A 15,325-nucleotide genomic window follows, 5' to 3' on the forward strand; every position below is an offset into this window, starting at 1 on the left:
TTTTTATTGAGATTTATTTTTTAATAATTTTTTTAGTTACAATGTTTCCATCTTCTAGGTGAATGGCTAGTATATAAACACCAGCAGGAAATTGAGAAAGACTGATTTCTTTCGTTAATTGTGTTGCTAGCAATTGTCCATTTAGATCATACAAACTTGCATCAATAAAGTTTTTAGCATCAATTTTTACTTTATCTGTTGCAGGATTTGGTGAAACGGTAACCGAAATAGCCTGAAAATCATAATTAATCGTACTTAATTCGCTCCAAGTATTTTCAGCAATATCTCCACCCCAAATTAATGTTGCTAAATATGGATTGTCAATAAACGGATTTCTACTTCCTTGTTTTTCGGCAATAATTTCGTTTCGAACTTTTTCAAACTCAGAAACTTTATCCATCATATTCCATTTCAGAAACATATCTGGCATTCCATCATTATTACTTGTTTTTTTATTGATAGCAACTTGTTGCGGATCAGTTTCTAATCCGTAATGCACGTACATATACATAATAATACGCGAAACATCACCAATCCATTCATCGCCAGGATAAAAACCTCCATTGATTAATTTTGCTTGACCAGTAATATCTTGATCCCATTTTTCACGGTATGGATTATTACTTCTTGTAGAGTTTATTTGACGATCAACAGCTCTTAAGTTGTGTGCATCTGTACCTGTTCCTGGACGATCAGTATCAAGTTTAGGAACCGCTAATGATTTAGGAAAAACATGTTCACGTTCCCATTTTCCATTTGCGTTTCCTCCTGTGTTGTTCTTGTTGTTTACATCTCTTGTACGTTGCTCAGAATAAGTTGTAGAATTATCTGTAAAACCATAAATCAATAAGACTTTTCCTTGCGAATTAAGATCTAAATCAGATTTATCTAAAATATTCCAAACACCAGGTGTATAGCTAACAGCTTGATGTGTTGCCGTAATTAAATCGTGTAACTCCTCTTTTATTGTTTTTCCATCTTTCTTAAAATCAAGTCCTTCATAATAATCAGGAATTTGAGCAGATAATGATAAAGGAAGTAAAAAGAGTATAAATTTCTTCATAAATACCTAAAATTTGGTGCGAAATTAAGTATTTATAAGTGATAATAATTAATTAGTAAATGAAATTTAATCTAAAATTTTACTGAAATTGTTTGATGTATTGTTTCGGTGTTAAGCCGTATTTTTTCTTAAATGCTGATATAAAATGAGATGGGTTTTCGTAGCCAATTTCAAATGAAATATCCTTTACCATTTGTTGATTTTCTTCTAATTTATGCAACGCAAACTCTAGTTTTTTATCCAATAAATAGCCATAAACTGTTGTTCCATAAAGTTCTTTAAAACCTTCTTTCAGATGATATTCTGAGATCGAAAATTTTTCACAAAGTTGTTTGATGGTTGGAGGATTTTTAAAATCAGCTAACAAATAATCTTTGATCTCTTTGATTCGCTTTCCTTCATTTTCGTCATTCAAGAAAGGACAATGTTCGGTTTGACTTTCGATTTCAGAAAAGTAAAGTGTAAACAATTCGTACATTTTTCCAATCAAAAATAAATTTTGAAATTGAGGAGAAAGTTTCATCTGCTCAATTTGATTCAGAACCAATTTTATCGAAGAACCAATTTCGCGTTCGATATAAAATTTTTCTTGCGTCATACTCGAAATCAAATCATTCTGAATTTGATATTCTGCAAACAATTGATGCAATTTCTGAATCGATAAAACAATAATATAAACCTTACTTTCAGCATTAATGTTTAATGAAAGCGGAATATCCAAAGTTGGATAATAAAACAAAAAACTTTTGCCTTCGTTTAGATTGATTTTGTAAATACCATTATTAAAATTAAATGTTACAGAGCCTTTCGTACAAAAATAGAATTGTATATAACGTTTGTCAATACCTTTCAGAATGGTGTCTGTAGAAGCCGTAAAGTTGTCAATTTGAGCGATAAATACGTCTGTTGACAATTTATATTCGTTAATTTTACTTTTATGGGTATTTTTTAAATCCATTTCGAATGATGAGGTTTGTCATATAAAAAACGTGACATTTGTCAATTGCGCTCTTTATAATGGTTTACATACAAATATAAACCTTTAATTTATAATTATTCTAAAAAAGCAAACTTTAATTTTTAGCGTTATTTTTTCTTTTTAAAGTTATTTTCTGAAGAGTTTTGAAACTACTTTTGTATCAGTATTTGAGGAAATGACAATTAGAGGTAATAAAACGGAAGAAAAATTTTACGTAATCGGAATCAGTTATGAAAAAGCTGACGCCATTACACGTGGTAAATTTACTTTTTTCCCGGAACAAGTTGAAACGTTTGCACAAGATTCTAAAACGAATGGTTTAGAAAACTTTTTTATTGTATCAACTTGTAATCGTACTGAATTTTATGGTTTTGCAGAAAACGAAGATCAAATCGTTGAGCAATATTGTAAATACACAGAAGGTAATGCAGAGGAATTCCGTCAATTTATGATGGTAAAAGAAGGAGAAGAAGCGATTACACATTTATTCCGCGTTTCGTCGGGATTAGAAAGTCAGATTTTAGGTGATTTTGATATCATCGGACAAATCAAAATTTGGTTTTCTCGTTTCAAAAAACAAGGCGCATCAAATGCTTTTTTAGAGCGTTTGGTAAATACTGCGATCCAAATTAGTAAAAAAGTAAAGAACGAAACTTTCTTAAGTAACGGCTCTGCTTCGGTTGCATATTCTGCGGTTAATTTTATTCAAGCAACACAAGGAAACTTGGTCGACAAAAATATTTTGTTGTACGGAATTGGTAAAATTGGTCGTAATACATGCGCTAATTTGGTCAAACATTATCCAAATACAAACATTACGTTAATCAATCGTACAAAAGAAAAGGCAGAAGTTCTTGGATTGAAATATGATATTACCGTAAAAGATCACAGCGAATTAAAAGAAGAATTACAAAAAACAGATATTCTTATTGTTGCAACGGGAGCAAGTAATTACACAATTACAGAAGAAATGATTCCGTTCGACAAGGAAATGACGATTATTGATATGTCAGTTCCAGAAAATGTAATTCATACGTTGGCTTCTCGCGAATCTATTCAATTGGTAAATGTGGACGGATTATCTAAAATGGTAGATGATACAATTGCGCAACGTCGCAATGCAATTCCAGAAGCTTTGGCAATTATAGAGGAGCATTCTACAGAGTTTTACGAATGGTTAGAAACCAGAGAATTGGTTCCAGCTATTCAATCTTTCAAAGATAGATTAGACTTTTTTCAGAGTTTTGCTTTAAATAATTTGAAAAAAGATAATGTAAACATTGACGAAAATGAAACGATTTTAACTGAAAAAGTAATTCAGAAAATTACCAATCAGTTTGCTTCTTATTTAATCGAAAATAAGGAAAATGCAGACGAAACAATTCAGTTAATCGAAAAAATGTTTCATTTAAAACAAGCTTAATACAATCATGAAAACAATAAAAATTGGTACACGTCAAAGTCCTTTAGCGCTTTGGCAAGCCAATAAAGTTGCTTCTATTCTTGAGGCAAAAGGTCATCCAACAGAAATCGTTCCGATTACTTCTGAAGGTGATGCAAATCTAAAACAACCCATTTATTCATTAGGTTTAACAGGTGTTTTTACGCGTTCATTGGACATTGCTTTGTTGAATGATCAAGTAGATATTGCGGTTCATTCGTTGAAAGATGTGCCAACTGTTTTACCAGAAACATTAGAGTTGATTGCATATCCAGAGCGTGCAAGTTCTGCGGATATTTTGGTGTACAAATCGGAAGATATTTTCGAGAAAGAACACCGAATTATTGCAACAGGATCTTTGCGTCGTAAAGCATTTTGGAATCATAAATATCCAAATGATACGATTGTAGATTTACGTGGAAATGTGCAATTACGTCTAAAAAAATTGCAAGATAATGCAGATTGGGACGGAGCTGTATTTGCTTTTGCAGGTTTGGATCGTTCAGAAATTTTAGATGAATTGGCAGAAAAAGGTCTTCATTACAAAGTGATTGATTGGATGATTGCTGCGCCATCACAAGGAATTTTGGGAATTGTTGCCAAAGAAGGTTTTGATTTGAGTGATATTAATAATCCGCAATGTGAACTTTTTGCAACAGTAGAACGTCAATTCTTGAATGTTTTAGAAGGTGGTTGTACAGCGCCAATTGGTGCGTTAGTTGAGAAAATTGATGAAGAAAATTACTCGTTCAAAGGAGCTATTTTATCAATTGATGGACAAGAAATGATTTCAATCGAAAGACAATTCAAAGCAGATGAATATTTGACGAAAGGTCTCGAATTTGCTGAAGAATGTATTGCGCAAGGTGCAGCAAAAATGATTGAAGAAATTAAAAAAGAAATCGGAACGAAATAGTGCGAACAAGAGTTTTATTCACGAAGTTAATTTCTCCTGAATTGCTTGGAAAAGAATTTGGAGCTGATGTTGAGGTGGTTTGTAAACCAACTTTACAAATCGAATTGACTTCAAAGAATAAAATTTCTGCACAGATTGATGAATCCGTTCATCAATTTATCGTGACGAGTCAAAATACAGTAAGTGCCATTCAAGGATTGGAATTGAGTGGTCATTTTTTTGTTGTTGGAAAAAAAACGGCAGAAAAACTAAAAGCGCAGAACAGAGAGGTTGTGTTGATTGAAGATTATGCAGAAGATTTAGCTCCGAAATTGATTTCAGGAAATTATTCTCTGAAATGGAATTTTTTATGCGGTTCTTCGCGCCGAGATTTGTTGGTAAACGAATTGTCAAAATCAAATCACGAAGTCAATCAAATCATCACCTATCAATCAGAACAAATTGTTTATCAATTAAATGAAACATTTGATATGTATGCTTTTTTTAGTCCGTTATCATTCAAAGCGTTTCATCAACAAAATAAAATATCGGAAAGTTCGCGTATTTTTACAATCGGAAATACAACAACTTCTGCGATACAAGAAGTTTATCCAAATCATGAAATTATAACTGCGCAAACACCTTTGGTGGAAGTGGTTATCAAAAATATAAAAAAATACATCAATGATAAAAAATGATTTGCTTTTAAAAGCATTGAGAGGTGAGGAGGTAGAACGTCCGCCAGTGTGGATGATGCGTCAAGCAGGACGTTATTTACCAGAATTTATCGAATTGAGAGATAAATATGATTTCTTTACACGTTGTCAAACGCCAGAATTAGCGGCTGAAATTACAGTTCAACCAATTCGTCGTTTTCCGTTGGATGCAGCTATTATCTTTTCGGATATTTTGGTTGTACCACAAGCAATGGGAATGAATTTCGAGATGAAACCTGGTGTAGGTCCGTGGTTAGAGAATCCTATTCGTACAGCTCAAGATGTAGAAAAAGTTTATATTCCTGATGTTGAAGAAGAATTAGGTTATGTTTATGCAGCGATGGATATTACAAAGAAAGAGTTGGACAATAAAATTCCATTGATTGGTTTTGCTGGTTCTCCTTGGACGTTGTTGTGTTATGCTGTAGAAGGGCAAGGCTCTAAATCTTTTGATAAAGCGAAAGGTTTTTGTTTTCAAAATCCAGTTGCAGCGCACCAATTGTTAGAAAAAATCACTCAAACTACGATTCAATACTTGTTGAAAAAAGTGGAACACGGAGCTAATGTGATTCAGATTTTTGATTCTTGGGGTGGAATGTTATCGCCAAAAGATTATGATGAATTTTCTTGGAAATACATCGAGCAAATTGTAAACGAAGTTTCTAAAGTGGTTCCTGTAACAGTTTTTGCAAAAGGTTGTTGGTTCGCTTTAGAGAAAATGGCCGATTCTAAAGCTTCTGCTTTGGGTGTTGATTGGACAATTACGCCACAATTAGCGCGTGAGTTTACAGGTTTCAAAAAGACGTTACAAGGTAATTTTGATCCTTCTCGTTTGTTATCGCCACCAGAAACAATACAAGCAATGGTAAAAGAAATGATTGACGATTTTGGTCCGTATAAATACATTGCCAATTTAGGTCACGGAATTTTACCAAATATTCCAGTTGAAAATGCGCAAGCTTTTATAGAAGCTGTTGTAAATTATAAGAGAGATTAAGATACTCGATATAACAAGAAAACCTTCCGTAATGGAAGGTTTTTTTATTGAAATTAAAATTTGTTTAATTCTATAAATTCAAATTCCTTTATTATTTTTTGTACATCTTTTTCTTCAAAAAATATCCAAATATCATCACCTAATTCAAACTTTGGAATAAAATCATTTTCATAGTAAAAATTTCCTATAGATAAACTTTTACTTTCTTCAAAATTCAACTTTACTAAATGTGGTTCTTTTTTAGATTCAATAATAACACCATAGATTTCAAATGAAATAAATTTTTTATTAAATAAATCATTCCAAAATTTCGATTGATAGTTATATGTGAAATCTGAATTATTAAATGAAGTTTTATCAAATATATTAATTACATATTGTCTTAGATTTTCAGGATAATCCCATGAAAAAAATATGTTATTATCGTTCTCAAAAATTAATAGAACTTCTAAAGGAATTATATCAATATTTTGATTAGTCGTTAGTTCATTAAAATCTGTAATATCTTTGTATTTAAAATCAATTAATTTTTTATTTATCAATTTTTCTAAAGAATTATTGATATTAAATAAAATAGGTTCAAAGTTCATAAATGTAAAATTCCATTAAATATACAAACAAATAACCTTTATTGATTTAGATATTAAAGACCATTTTAACAGAAAATTAAAAGAAATCAATTTTATATTCGGCAGTTTTGGTCTATTTTAGTAGAATATTATACAGATAAATTTAAAACTACGTAAAAATAATATGAAAAAGGGTATATTATTGATGTCTGTAATAGGTGTATTATTTTTTGCACAATCGTGTGATGCGAAGAAAGATGCGGCTACTACGACAACAAGTGAAACAGTAAAAAATGATACTGTAAAGTCTGAAGAGCCAGTAGGAAATCCGACTGATGTAAAAGCTGATCCAGGTACTTTTCAAATCAAACCATTAAAGTACGGTTACGATGAATTGAACCAATACATTGATGCAAAAACAATGGAAATTCACTATTCTAAACACTATTTAGGATATATCAATAAGTTGAATGCTGCTTTGAAAGAAGCAAATAATAAATCGAATGATATTGTAGACATTTTGAAAAAAATGGATATGAAAAACGGAGCGTTACGCAACAATGCAGGAGGTTACTACAATCATATGCTATATTTCGATATCATGTCTCCAACGCCTCAAAAAGCGCCAACAGGAGAGTTAAAAGCTAAGATTGATTCTACTTTTGGTTCGGTTGATGAATTAATTAAGCAATTAGATGATGCAGGTGCAAAACGTTTTGGTTCTGGTTGGGCTTGGTTGGTTGTAAAAGCAGATGGTAGTTTAGCTGTTACAAGTACAGCAAATCAAGATAATCCATTGATGCCAGAAGCAGAAGTTGCTGGAACACCAATTTTAGGAATTGATGTTTGGGAACATGCTTATTACTTGAAATACCAAAATAAACGTGATGAGTATTTAAAAGCTTTCACAAACGTTTTGGATTGGAAACAAGTTGAAGATAATTATAAGAAAGCAAAATAATCTTTCGATCAATAAACAAAAAAGCTTCTCAATACAATTGAGAAGCTTTTTTTATGTTTTAGTTTTATCTTAATTCTTAATCAATGATTGAGTTTCTGTAGAACCATCATCATTAAAAACGCGAACAATATATTTACCACGTTTTAAGCTCTGGACATTGAAATTTGCCTTGGCAGTTCCGTCAGTCTTTTTTGTCATGACTTCATTTCCTATAATCGAATAGATGACAACTGTATTTACTTTTGATGGATTGTCAAATTTTATCGTAAACATTGAAGTTGCCGGATTAGGATACAAACTTATTGTCGCTTTGTCTTGATCTAATCTCGACTGTGCGGAAGCTGTATTAAAAGTGAATAAAAAAAGAGATATAATAAGTATAATGTTTTTCATAAGCGCCTCGTTCTAACAAATATAGAAATAAATATTGATAATCCAAACAATTCAAAACTTGTACCAAATAAAAAATGATGCTAAAATTTAGCATCATTTTATGATATATAATATAGTGATTAACTTATTATAAACCGTAACGGATAAATCCAATTACTTTTAAGTCAGCGCTAACAGCTTTAACTACGTCTTGAACAGAAGTTTTTCCGTCTTTAATAGAAGCTTGGTGAACTAAAGTATTCTCTTTGAAGAATTTTTGTAATTTACCTTGAGCGATGTTCTCGATCATGTTTTCTGGTTTACCTTCAGCAGCTAAAGTTTCTTTAGCGATTGCTAATTCAGTATCGATAACAGATTGAGAAACTTGAGTTTCATCTAAAGCTACTGGGTTCATAGCAGCAACTTGCATTGCAACGTCACGAGCAACTTCAGAAGCTCCTTCTACGTTAGCAGATAAAGCAACTACAGCACCAATTTTGTTACCAGCGTGGATGTAAGAATTTACGATAGCACCTTCGATAGATTGGAATGTTCCAATTTCGATTTTTTCTCCGATAACTCCAGTTTGCTCGATTAATTTCTCACCAACTGTAATACCAGCGTATGGTAAAGCTAATAATTCTTCTTTAGAGTTAACTGTTAAAGCTAAGTCAGCGATTTCATTAGCCATAGCAACGAATGCTTCGTTTTTAGCTACGAAGTCAGTTTCACAGTTTAAAGCGATGATGATACCTTTAGTTTGCTCACCATTGATTTTAGCGATAACCGCACCTTCAGTAGAATCACGGTCAGCTCTTTTAGCAGCAACTTTTTGACCTTGTTTACGTAAAACCTCTACAGCTTTATCAAAATCTCCTCCAGCTTCTTCTAAAGCTTTTTTAGAATCCATCATTCCCGCACCAGTTGCGTTTCTTAATTTACTTACCTCAGCGGCTGTTGCTTTATAGCTCATAGTAATATTTTTATTTTGTTTCTTAATATTTTAAATAAAAGTAGCTCGTACACCACATAGTGGTATAGGAGCTACAATGTATATTATATCGATGAATTGATCATCAAGTTAATGTTAAGCTTCTTTAGTTTCAGCTCCTTCTTCTTTATCTTCTTTCGCTTTTTCTTTTTCTGCTTTACGTGTTGATAAACCAGCTTTGATAGAATCAGCTACTGTAGTTAAGATAATGTCGATTGATTTAGAAGCATCATCATTTGCAGGGATTGGGAAATCTACTTGACGTGGGTCAGTATTTGTATCCACCATTGCAAAGATTGGAATACCTAATTTTTGAGCTTCAGCAACCGCGATGTGCTCACGTACAATATCTACAATAAATACTGCAGATGGTAAACGTGTCATATCAGCGATAGAACCTAAGTTTTTCTCTAAAGATGCTCTTTGACGATCAACTTGTAATCTTTCTTTTTTTGATAGTGTTTCAAACGTACCGTCTTTTTTCATACGATCGATTGAATTCATTTTTTTAACTGCTTTACGAATAGTAACAAAGTTTGTTAACATTCCACCAGGCCAACGTTCTGTAATATAAGGCATGTTAATTTCTTCAGCATGCTTAGCTACAACATCTTTTGCTTGTTTTTTAGTTGCAACGAAAAGAACTTTACGTCCAGATGCAGCAATTTTTCCTAAAGCTTCAGATGCTTCATCTAATTTCACTGCAGTTTTGTGAAGGTCGATGATGTGGATTCCGTTTTTCTCCATAAAAATATAAGGAGCCATAGCCGGATTCCATTTTCTTGTTAAGTGACCAAAGTGCACACCTGCACCTAATAAGTCCTTTACATTTACTTTTGCCATTTTCTTTTTTTTAGTTTACGTTCCGTTATCTCAACAAGCAACAAACAAGTGGTCGAATAAATCTTGCCTTATTTGTTTAGATGCTAAACCAACGGAAAATGGATTTTTTAATGAATTGAATAAATTAACGTTTAGAGAATTGGAATTTCTTACGCGCTTTCTTTTGACCGAATTTTTTACGTTCAACCATACGTGGATCACGTGTTAATAATCCTTCTGGTTTTAATTGTAAACGAAAATCTGCGTCAACTTCACATAAAGCTCTAGAAATTGCTAAACGAATTGCTTCAGCTTGACCAGTGATTCCTCCACCAAATACTTTGATATCTACATTGTATTTATCTTTTGTACCTGTTAATAAGAATGCTTGTTCTACTTTGTATTGTAATACTGCTGTAGGGAAGTAGTTTGCTAACTCGCGTCCGTTAATGAAGATCTCTCCATTTCCTTCTTGTAAATATACACGAGCAACAGATGTTTTTCTACGTCCGATTTTATGAACTATTGCCATTGAATTAGATTATAAATATTCGTTAATATCGATTTGTTTTGGTTGTTGAGCTTCGTGATTGTGCTCTGTACCAACAAATACATGTAAATTAGTCAATAATTTACTACCTAATTTGTTTTTAGGTAACATTCCTTTTACTGACTTTTCGATTAAGCGTACAGGATCTTTAGCAAAAACTTCTTTTGCAGTTAAAGATCTTTGTCCACCTGGGTAACCTGTGTGACGAATGTATAATTTGTCATCCCATTTGCTACCTGTTAATTGAATTTTGTCAGCGTTTAAAACAATAACATAATCTCCACAATCTGCATGAGGAGTAAAGTTTGTTTTGTGCTTCCCTCTAATTAGCTTCGCAACACCTGAAGCTAAACGACCTAATGATAAGTCAGAAGCGTCCACAACTACCCATTCTTTCTGAGCAGTTTCTTTGTTGGCTGATGTAGTTTTGTAACTTAACGTGTCCACTATCTTGATTTTTAATATTTTATAAATTACCGACAATCCGATCGGGGTGCAAATGTACAAAATGATTCTGTTTTCCCAAAAGATTTTCAGGAATTATTCATCATTTCGTTTATTTTAAATCCTCCGATTTATTGTCAAACGTCTGCAAAATTAAGTTAATTAATTGAAATAGACAATTAATTTTTCTCGAATGGTAAGATTGTTTGCGTTGTAGAGCCTAATCCTTCGATTCCGTACTCTATAACATCACCAGGTTGTAACCATCTTTGAGGTGTTTTTCCCATTCCAGATCCTGCAGGAGAACCTGTCGAAATAATATCTCCAGGTAAGAAAGACATAAATTGTGACAAGTAAGAGATTAATTTTGGTATACGATAAATAAAATCGCTCGTATTACCGTCTTGCATTAATTCTCCGTTCAATTTTAACCAAACACGTAGATTATCTACATCTTCAATTTCGTCTTGTGTCGCAATGTATGGTCCAATTGGAGCAAAAGTATCACAACCTTTTCCTTTGTCCCATGTTCCACCGCGTTCTGTTTGGAAAGCGCGCTCTGAAATATCATTGATTAAGGCATAACCATAAACATGGTTCATAGCCTCTTCTTCTGTAACGTTGTTCGCTTTTTTACCAATTACGATACATAATTCTGTTTCCCAGTCCATTTTTGTCGAACCGTTTGGCTGCATAATTCCATCTTCTGGACCGTTGAATGATTGATTCGCTTTGATAAACATGATAGGCTCTGCTTGTTGCTCTAAACCTGTTTCTTTTACGTGATCATCAAAGTTTAATCCTACACAAACAATTTTGCCAGGACGAGTTAAAGGCGCACCAGTACGTACATTATCTTCAACTAATGGTAAAGTGTTGATGTTTTGATCTATATATTGTTGTAAAGTTTCTTGTTTTTCGGTATTTCCAAAAAAGTCTTCGTCGTATACTATTCCAGATGCTGAAACATCAAATTTTTTATCATCAATGATGATTCCTGATTTTTCTTGTCCTTTAGGACCGAATCTAAAAATTTTCATCTTCTTTATATTTTTTCCGCCACAAATATACGACGATTAGTTTTTTGATGAACTAAATAAAAAAAGACATCTGTCATTAACAGATGTCTTAAGAAGATAAATATTTATTATATTTATTTAAATTTTACTTTGCAATTCCTCTTGAAATGACAATTTTCTGAATTTCAGAAGTTCCTTCATAAATTTGAGTAATTTTTGCATCACGCATCATACGCTCTACATGATATTCGCGAACATAACCATTTCCTCCGTGAATTTGTACAGCTTCTGAAGCAACTTCATTTGCTGTTTTAGAAGCAAATAGTTTTGCCATTGCACCAGAAATAGAAATATCTTTTCCTTCATCTTTCTCAACCGCAGCTTTGAAACATAACATACGAGCAGCTGTAATATTAGTTGCCATATCTGCTAATTTGAATGCAACAGCTTGGTGATTAATAATTTCTGTTTTGAACGCTTTACGAATTTTAGCATAATCTAACGCTAATTCGTAAGCTCCTTGTGCAATACCTAAAGCCTGAGAAGCAATACCGATACGACCACCGTTTAATACATTCATTGCGAAAGCGAAACCAAATCCATCTTCACCGATACGGTTTTCTTTTGGTACTTTTACATCATTAAAGAATAATGAATGTGTATCAGAACCACGGATTCCCATTTTTTGTTCTTTTGGTCCGACTTCGAAACCAGCCCATCCTTTTTCTACGATGAAAGCATTGATTCCTTTGTGACCTTTTTCTGGATCAGTTTGTGCAATTACTAAATATGTAGAAGCTGTTCCACCATTCGTAATCCAGTTTTTTGTTCCGTTTAATAAGTAATAGTCTCCCATATCTACCGCAGTAGTTTTTTGAGAAGTTGCATCAGAACCAGCATCTGGCTCAGATAAACAGAATGCTCCAATTACTTGACCAGAAGCTAATGGAGTTAAATATTTTTGTTTTTGTTCTTCGTTACAATATTTTTCCATACCAGCACAAACCAACGAGTTGTTTACTGACATGACAACAGCAGCAGAAGCATCAACTTTTGCAATTTCTTCCATTGCAATAACGTAAGAAACGCTATCTAAACCAGATCCTCCGTATTTTGGATCAACCATCATTCCTAAGAATCCTAGTTCGCCCATTTTTTTAACAGCGTCTGTTGGGAAAGTAGATGTTTCGTCACGTTCGATTACACCTGGTAACAATTCTGCTTTTGCAAAATCGCGCGCAGCTTGTTGAATCATTAATTGTTCTTCCGATAATTGAAAATTCATTGTGATTATTTATTTATGGTTTTTTATTATTTATATTTTGACTTTTTATTCAAATTTAAGAGAAAAAACGAATGCTCTTGTCGATAAAGAATTTAAGCTTCCTGTCCAATACGGCTCAGTCGCTTCTTTATCTGGAACTAATTCGTTGTTAAAGAAAAACATTCCTTTCAGCGCTGGTGTTAGTTTAAATCGTTTGAAATAGATTTCAATTCCGATTTCAGCTTGCCAGTTAAAGTTATTGGTAGTTGTTCTAAAAACTCCTGCATTATTATCATCCTCTTTATCTTCGTTAGATTGTAGATTCATTAAGTAACCTAATCCTCCTTGAATGTAAGGACGTGTATTGAACCAGCGATCTCCATGAAAATTAAGTAACAAAGGAATTTCGACATACGTTGATTTTACTTCTCTAGTTACTTTAGATGGATCTTCTATTGTTTCTCCTGTAGTAGAATCTAAATAGTTATTGAAATGTAAAGTACGTTGAGAGAAGTGTAGTCCTGGCTCTACTTTCATGTCAATGTAATCATTAACTCGCATTTTAGCTATCAAACCAACAGAAAATCCTGGTTTGGTTTCTTGATCCAAATAAACCATTCCGTATTGATTTACTCCATCATCATTTGGTGTTTGTGGAGTTCCTGGTAATGGATTTGTTTGCGCCTTTGGAACAATCTTATAGCTCATCATATTTGTACCCAAAAAATATCCAAAACTAAACTTTTTTTGATCAGTTTCAGTTCTGTTTTCACTTCTATCGTTATTAGGACGAAACTGTGCGTTAGCTATGCTAGCAACAGTTAATGATAATGCAATGATAAGATTCTTTCTCATAGACTTTCAACGAAAAACAAGCGGTTTTATTTTACACTTTTATAAATGCTCGCAATACCAAAAGTAAGTTTTTTATCAATAGGTTGATTAAAATTTACGCTTTTTAAGATACTTTTCATTTCTTCACCGTGTGGAAAAGCACGAACAGAATCTGGAAGATAGGTATATGCACTCTGATCTTTTGATACCATTTTACCAATTGCAGGTAATATATTTTTTGAATAGAATGTATACAATTGCTTCATAGGGAATGACGTAGGATACGAGAATTCTAAGATAACAAAAGTTCCTCCAGGTCTTAAAACGCGGTTAATTTCGGCTAAACCTTTTTCTAAATTTTCAAAATTACGAACACCAAAAGATACCGTTATACAATCAAATGTATTATCAGGGAAAGGAAGATTCTCAGAATCGCCTTGTACCATTTCGATACGATTTTCTAAACCAGCTTCTTTTACTTTTTTACGACCAACTTCTAACATTCCGTTAGATAAATCTAATCCAGTAATTTTTGCATCTGTATTTTTACCCATCATAATAGCTAAATCTCCCGTACCTGTTGCAATATCTAATATTGTCTTAGGATTAGAAGCTTTCACCATTTTGATGACGTCTTTTCTCCATTGTATATCAATTCCCATTGATAAAACACGATTTAATAAATCGTATTTAGGCGAAATATTGTCGAACATTTGCTCAACTTGTTTCTTTTTATTTAAATCTGAAGATTCGTAAGGTGTTACGCTATCGTGTTGATGATTTGTCATTGTGTAAAGTTATAAAAATCTAATTTTATTCGTAATTCTCGAAATAAAATTGTTTAAAATCTTCTTTGTTAAATATTTTTGATAAATCGGTTGCTTTTTCGCTACTCGCACTTTTGATGAACATTTTTGGATAATCCTGATCAATGTTGTAATAGAAGTTTTCGATATATAATTGAGAAGATTTTTCGATAATTCCGTGAAATACCTTGTTGTCAATGGCACTATTATTAGACAAAAAGATAGAATCTTTGTTTTTTCTTACACCATAAGGACGTGTAAAAGTGATGTATTCTTCGCGAAAAGGATTGATCATTCCAGAAGCACGTGTAATATCAACCACCGTATCTACTTTTTTGTTATTAAAAGAATATGCGATTTTTGTCTTACCTTTAGGTAATTCAATTCGCGCATTTTGTTGCGGTGCTACTGTAAAATCTTTACCATTAATTTTGATAGAAAGTGTTTTGTTAGACGGATTATCAATTACATAACCATCTTTTTTACTTAAAAAGGTATTGTAAATAATTAAGATTAAAACGGCTAAACCACAAACGACTAAAAGTCCAATTAATGACGGATTCTTTTTCATTCGGCTAAATTAATTATAGTTTATCAATTTC

The 15,325-nt window shown here is 32.6% G+C and carries 18 protein-coding genes; 5 read left to right on the forward strand and 13 right to left on the reverse strand.

What is annotated here, in order from left to right; genetic code table 11:
• Window positions 1–13 precede the first annotated feature (13 nt).
• A complete protein-coding gene (locus tag QHG34_RS06185; protein WP_282629331.1) occupies window positions 14–1,063 on the reverse strand; it encodes an endonuclease in 1,050 nt (349 codons plus the stop codon).
• 79 nt (window positions 1,064–1,142) lie between these two features.
• Window positions 1,143–2,021: an AraC family transcriptional regulator gene (locus QHG34_RS06190; RefSeq protein WP_282629332.1), complete on the reverse strand. Its 879-nt coding sequence runs from the start codon at window positions 2,019–2,021 to the stop codon at window positions 1,143–1,145.
• A 196-nt stretch (window positions 2,022–2,217) separates the two neighbouring features.
• Here QHG34_RS06190 and hemA point away from each other — a divergent pair, with 196 nt between their 5' ends.
• From hemA to hemE, 4 genes are read left to right on the forward strand one after another with little or no spacing between them, the layout of a single operon-like run.
• Complete coding sequence (gene hemA / locus QHG34_RS06195; protein WP_282629333.1) at window positions 2,218–3,465, forward strand: glutamyl-tRNA reductase; 1,248 nt, start codon at window positions 2,218–2,220, stop codon at window positions 3,463–3,465.
• 7 nt (window positions 3,466–3,472) lie between these two features.
• Window positions 3,473–4,399 carry a hydroxymethylbilane synthase gene (hemC, locus tag QHG34_RS06200; RefSeq protein WP_282629334.1) on the forward strand — a complete coding sequence of 309 codons (927 nt, stop codon included), beginning with the start codon at window positions 3,473–3,475 and terminating at the stop codon, window positions 4,397–4,399.
• Window positions 4,399–5,076 carry a uroporphyrinogen-III synthase gene (locus QHG34_RS06205; protein WP_282629335.1) on the forward strand — a complete coding sequence of 226 codons (678 nt, stop codon included), beginning with the start codon at window positions 4,399–4,401 and terminating at the stop codon, window positions 5,074–5,076. Before hemC ends, QHG34_RS06205 begins: the two co-directional genes overlap by 1 nt.
• Window positions 5,063–6,091, forward strand: a complete 1,029-nt coding sequence (gene hemE / locus QHG34_RS06210) for a uroporphyrinogen decarboxylase (RefSeq protein ID WP_282629336.1) — start codon at window positions 5,063–5,065, stop codon at window positions 6,089–6,091. The genes QHG34_RS06205 and hemE overlap by 14 nt, the downstream gene beginning before the upstream one ends.
• A 53-nt stretch (window positions 6,092–6,144) precedes the next feature.
• On the opposite strand, the gene QHG34_RS06215 is transcribed toward hemE, so the two are convergent.
• Window positions 6,145–6,633, reverse strand: coding sequence for a hypothetical protein (locus tag QHG34_RS06215; protein ID WP_282629337.1), 489 nt, complete (start codon window positions 6,631–6,633; stop codon window positions 6,145–6,147).
• Between the two features lie 211 nt (window positions 6,634–6,844).
• Here QHG34_RS06215 and QHG34_RS06220 point away from each other — a divergent pair, with 211 nt between their 5' ends.
• Window positions 6,845–7,621, forward strand: coding sequence for a superoxide dismutase (locus QHG34_RS06220; protein WP_282629338.1), 777 nt, complete (start codon window positions 6,845–6,847; stop codon window positions 7,619–7,621).
• Between the two features lie 69 nt (window positions 7,622–7,690).
• On the opposite strand, the gene QHG34_RS06225 is transcribed toward QHG34_RS06220, so the two are convergent.
• The 10 genes from QHG34_RS06225 to QHG34_RS06270 form a co-directional block, all read right to left on the reverse strand.
• Window positions 7,691–8,014, reverse strand: coding sequence for a T9SS type A sorting domain-containing protein (locus tag QHG34_RS06225; RefSeq protein WP_282629339.1), 324 nt, complete (start codon window positions 8,012–8,014; stop codon window positions 7,691–7,693).
• Between the two features lie 127 nt (window positions 8,015–8,141).
• Window positions 8,142–8,966, reverse strand: a complete 825-nt coding sequence (tsf, locus tag QHG34_RS06230; protein ID WP_282629340.1) for a translation elongation factor Ts — start codon at window positions 8,964–8,966, stop codon at window positions 8,142–8,144.
• 114 nt (window positions 8,967–9,080) lie between these two features.
• Complete coding sequence (gene rpsB / locus QHG34_RS06235) at window positions 9,081–9,827, reverse strand: 30S ribosomal protein S2 (RefSeq protein WP_282629341.1); 747 nt, start codon at window positions 9,825–9,827, stop codon at window positions 9,081–9,083.
• 124 nt (window positions 9,828–9,951) lie between these two features.
• Window positions 9,952–10,338, reverse strand: coding sequence for a 30S ribosomal protein S9 (gene rpsI, locus QHG34_RS06240; RefSeq protein ID WP_282629342.1), 387 nt, complete (start codon window positions 10,336–10,338; stop codon window positions 9,952–9,954).
• 9 nt (window positions 10,339–10,347) lie between these two features.
• Window positions 10,348–10,803: a 50S ribosomal protein L13 gene (rplM, locus tag QHG34_RS06245; protein ID WP_282629343.1), complete on the reverse strand. Its 456-nt coding sequence runs from the start codon at window positions 10,801–10,803 to the stop codon at window positions 10,348–10,350.
• Window positions 10,804–10,979: 176 nt separating this feature from the next.
• Complete coding sequence (locus QHG34_RS06250; RefSeq protein ID WP_282629344.1) at window positions 10,980–11,840, reverse strand: fumarylacetoacetate hydrolase family protein; 861 nt, start codon at window positions 11,838–11,840, stop codon at window positions 10,980–10,982.
• A gap of 124 nt (window positions 11,841–11,964) precedes the next feature.
• Window positions 11,965–13,104, reverse strand: coding sequence for an acyl-CoA dehydrogenase family protein (locus tag QHG34_RS06255; protein WP_282629345.1), 1,140 nt, complete (start codon window positions 13,102–13,104; stop codon window positions 11,965–11,967).
• 45 nt (window positions 13,105–13,149) lie between these two features.
• On the reverse strand, window positions 13,150–13,938 hold the full coding sequence (porT, locus tag QHG34_RS06260) for a type IX secretion/gliding motility protein PorT/SprT (RefSeq protein ID WP_282629346.1): 789 nt from the start codon (window positions 13,936–13,938) through the stop codon (window positions 13,150–13,152).
• Window positions 13,939–13,964: 26 nt separating this feature from the next.
• Window positions 13,965–14,705 carry a bifunctional demethylmenaquinone methyltransferase/2-methoxy-6-polyprenyl-1,4-benzoquinol methylase UbiE gene (ubiE, locus tag QHG34_RS06265; protein ID WP_282629347.1) on the reverse strand — a complete coding sequence of 247 codons (741 nt, stop codon included), beginning with the start codon at window positions 14,703–14,705 and terminating at the stop codon, window positions 13,965–13,967.
• 25 nt (window positions 14,706–14,730) lie between these two features.
• Window positions 14,731–15,294, reverse strand: a complete 564-nt coding sequence (locus QHG34_RS06270) for a hypothetical protein (RefSeq protein ID WP_282629348.1) — start codon at window positions 15,292–15,294, stop codon at window positions 14,731–14,733.
• Window positions 15,295–15,325 lie beyond the last annotated feature (31 nt).

Origin of the sequence: Empedobacter sedimenti (genome assembly GCF_030005555.1) — a bacterium.
Classification (GTDB): Bacteria; Bacteroidota; Bacteroidia; order Flavobacteriales; family Weeksellaceae; genus Empedobacter; species Empedobacter sedimenti.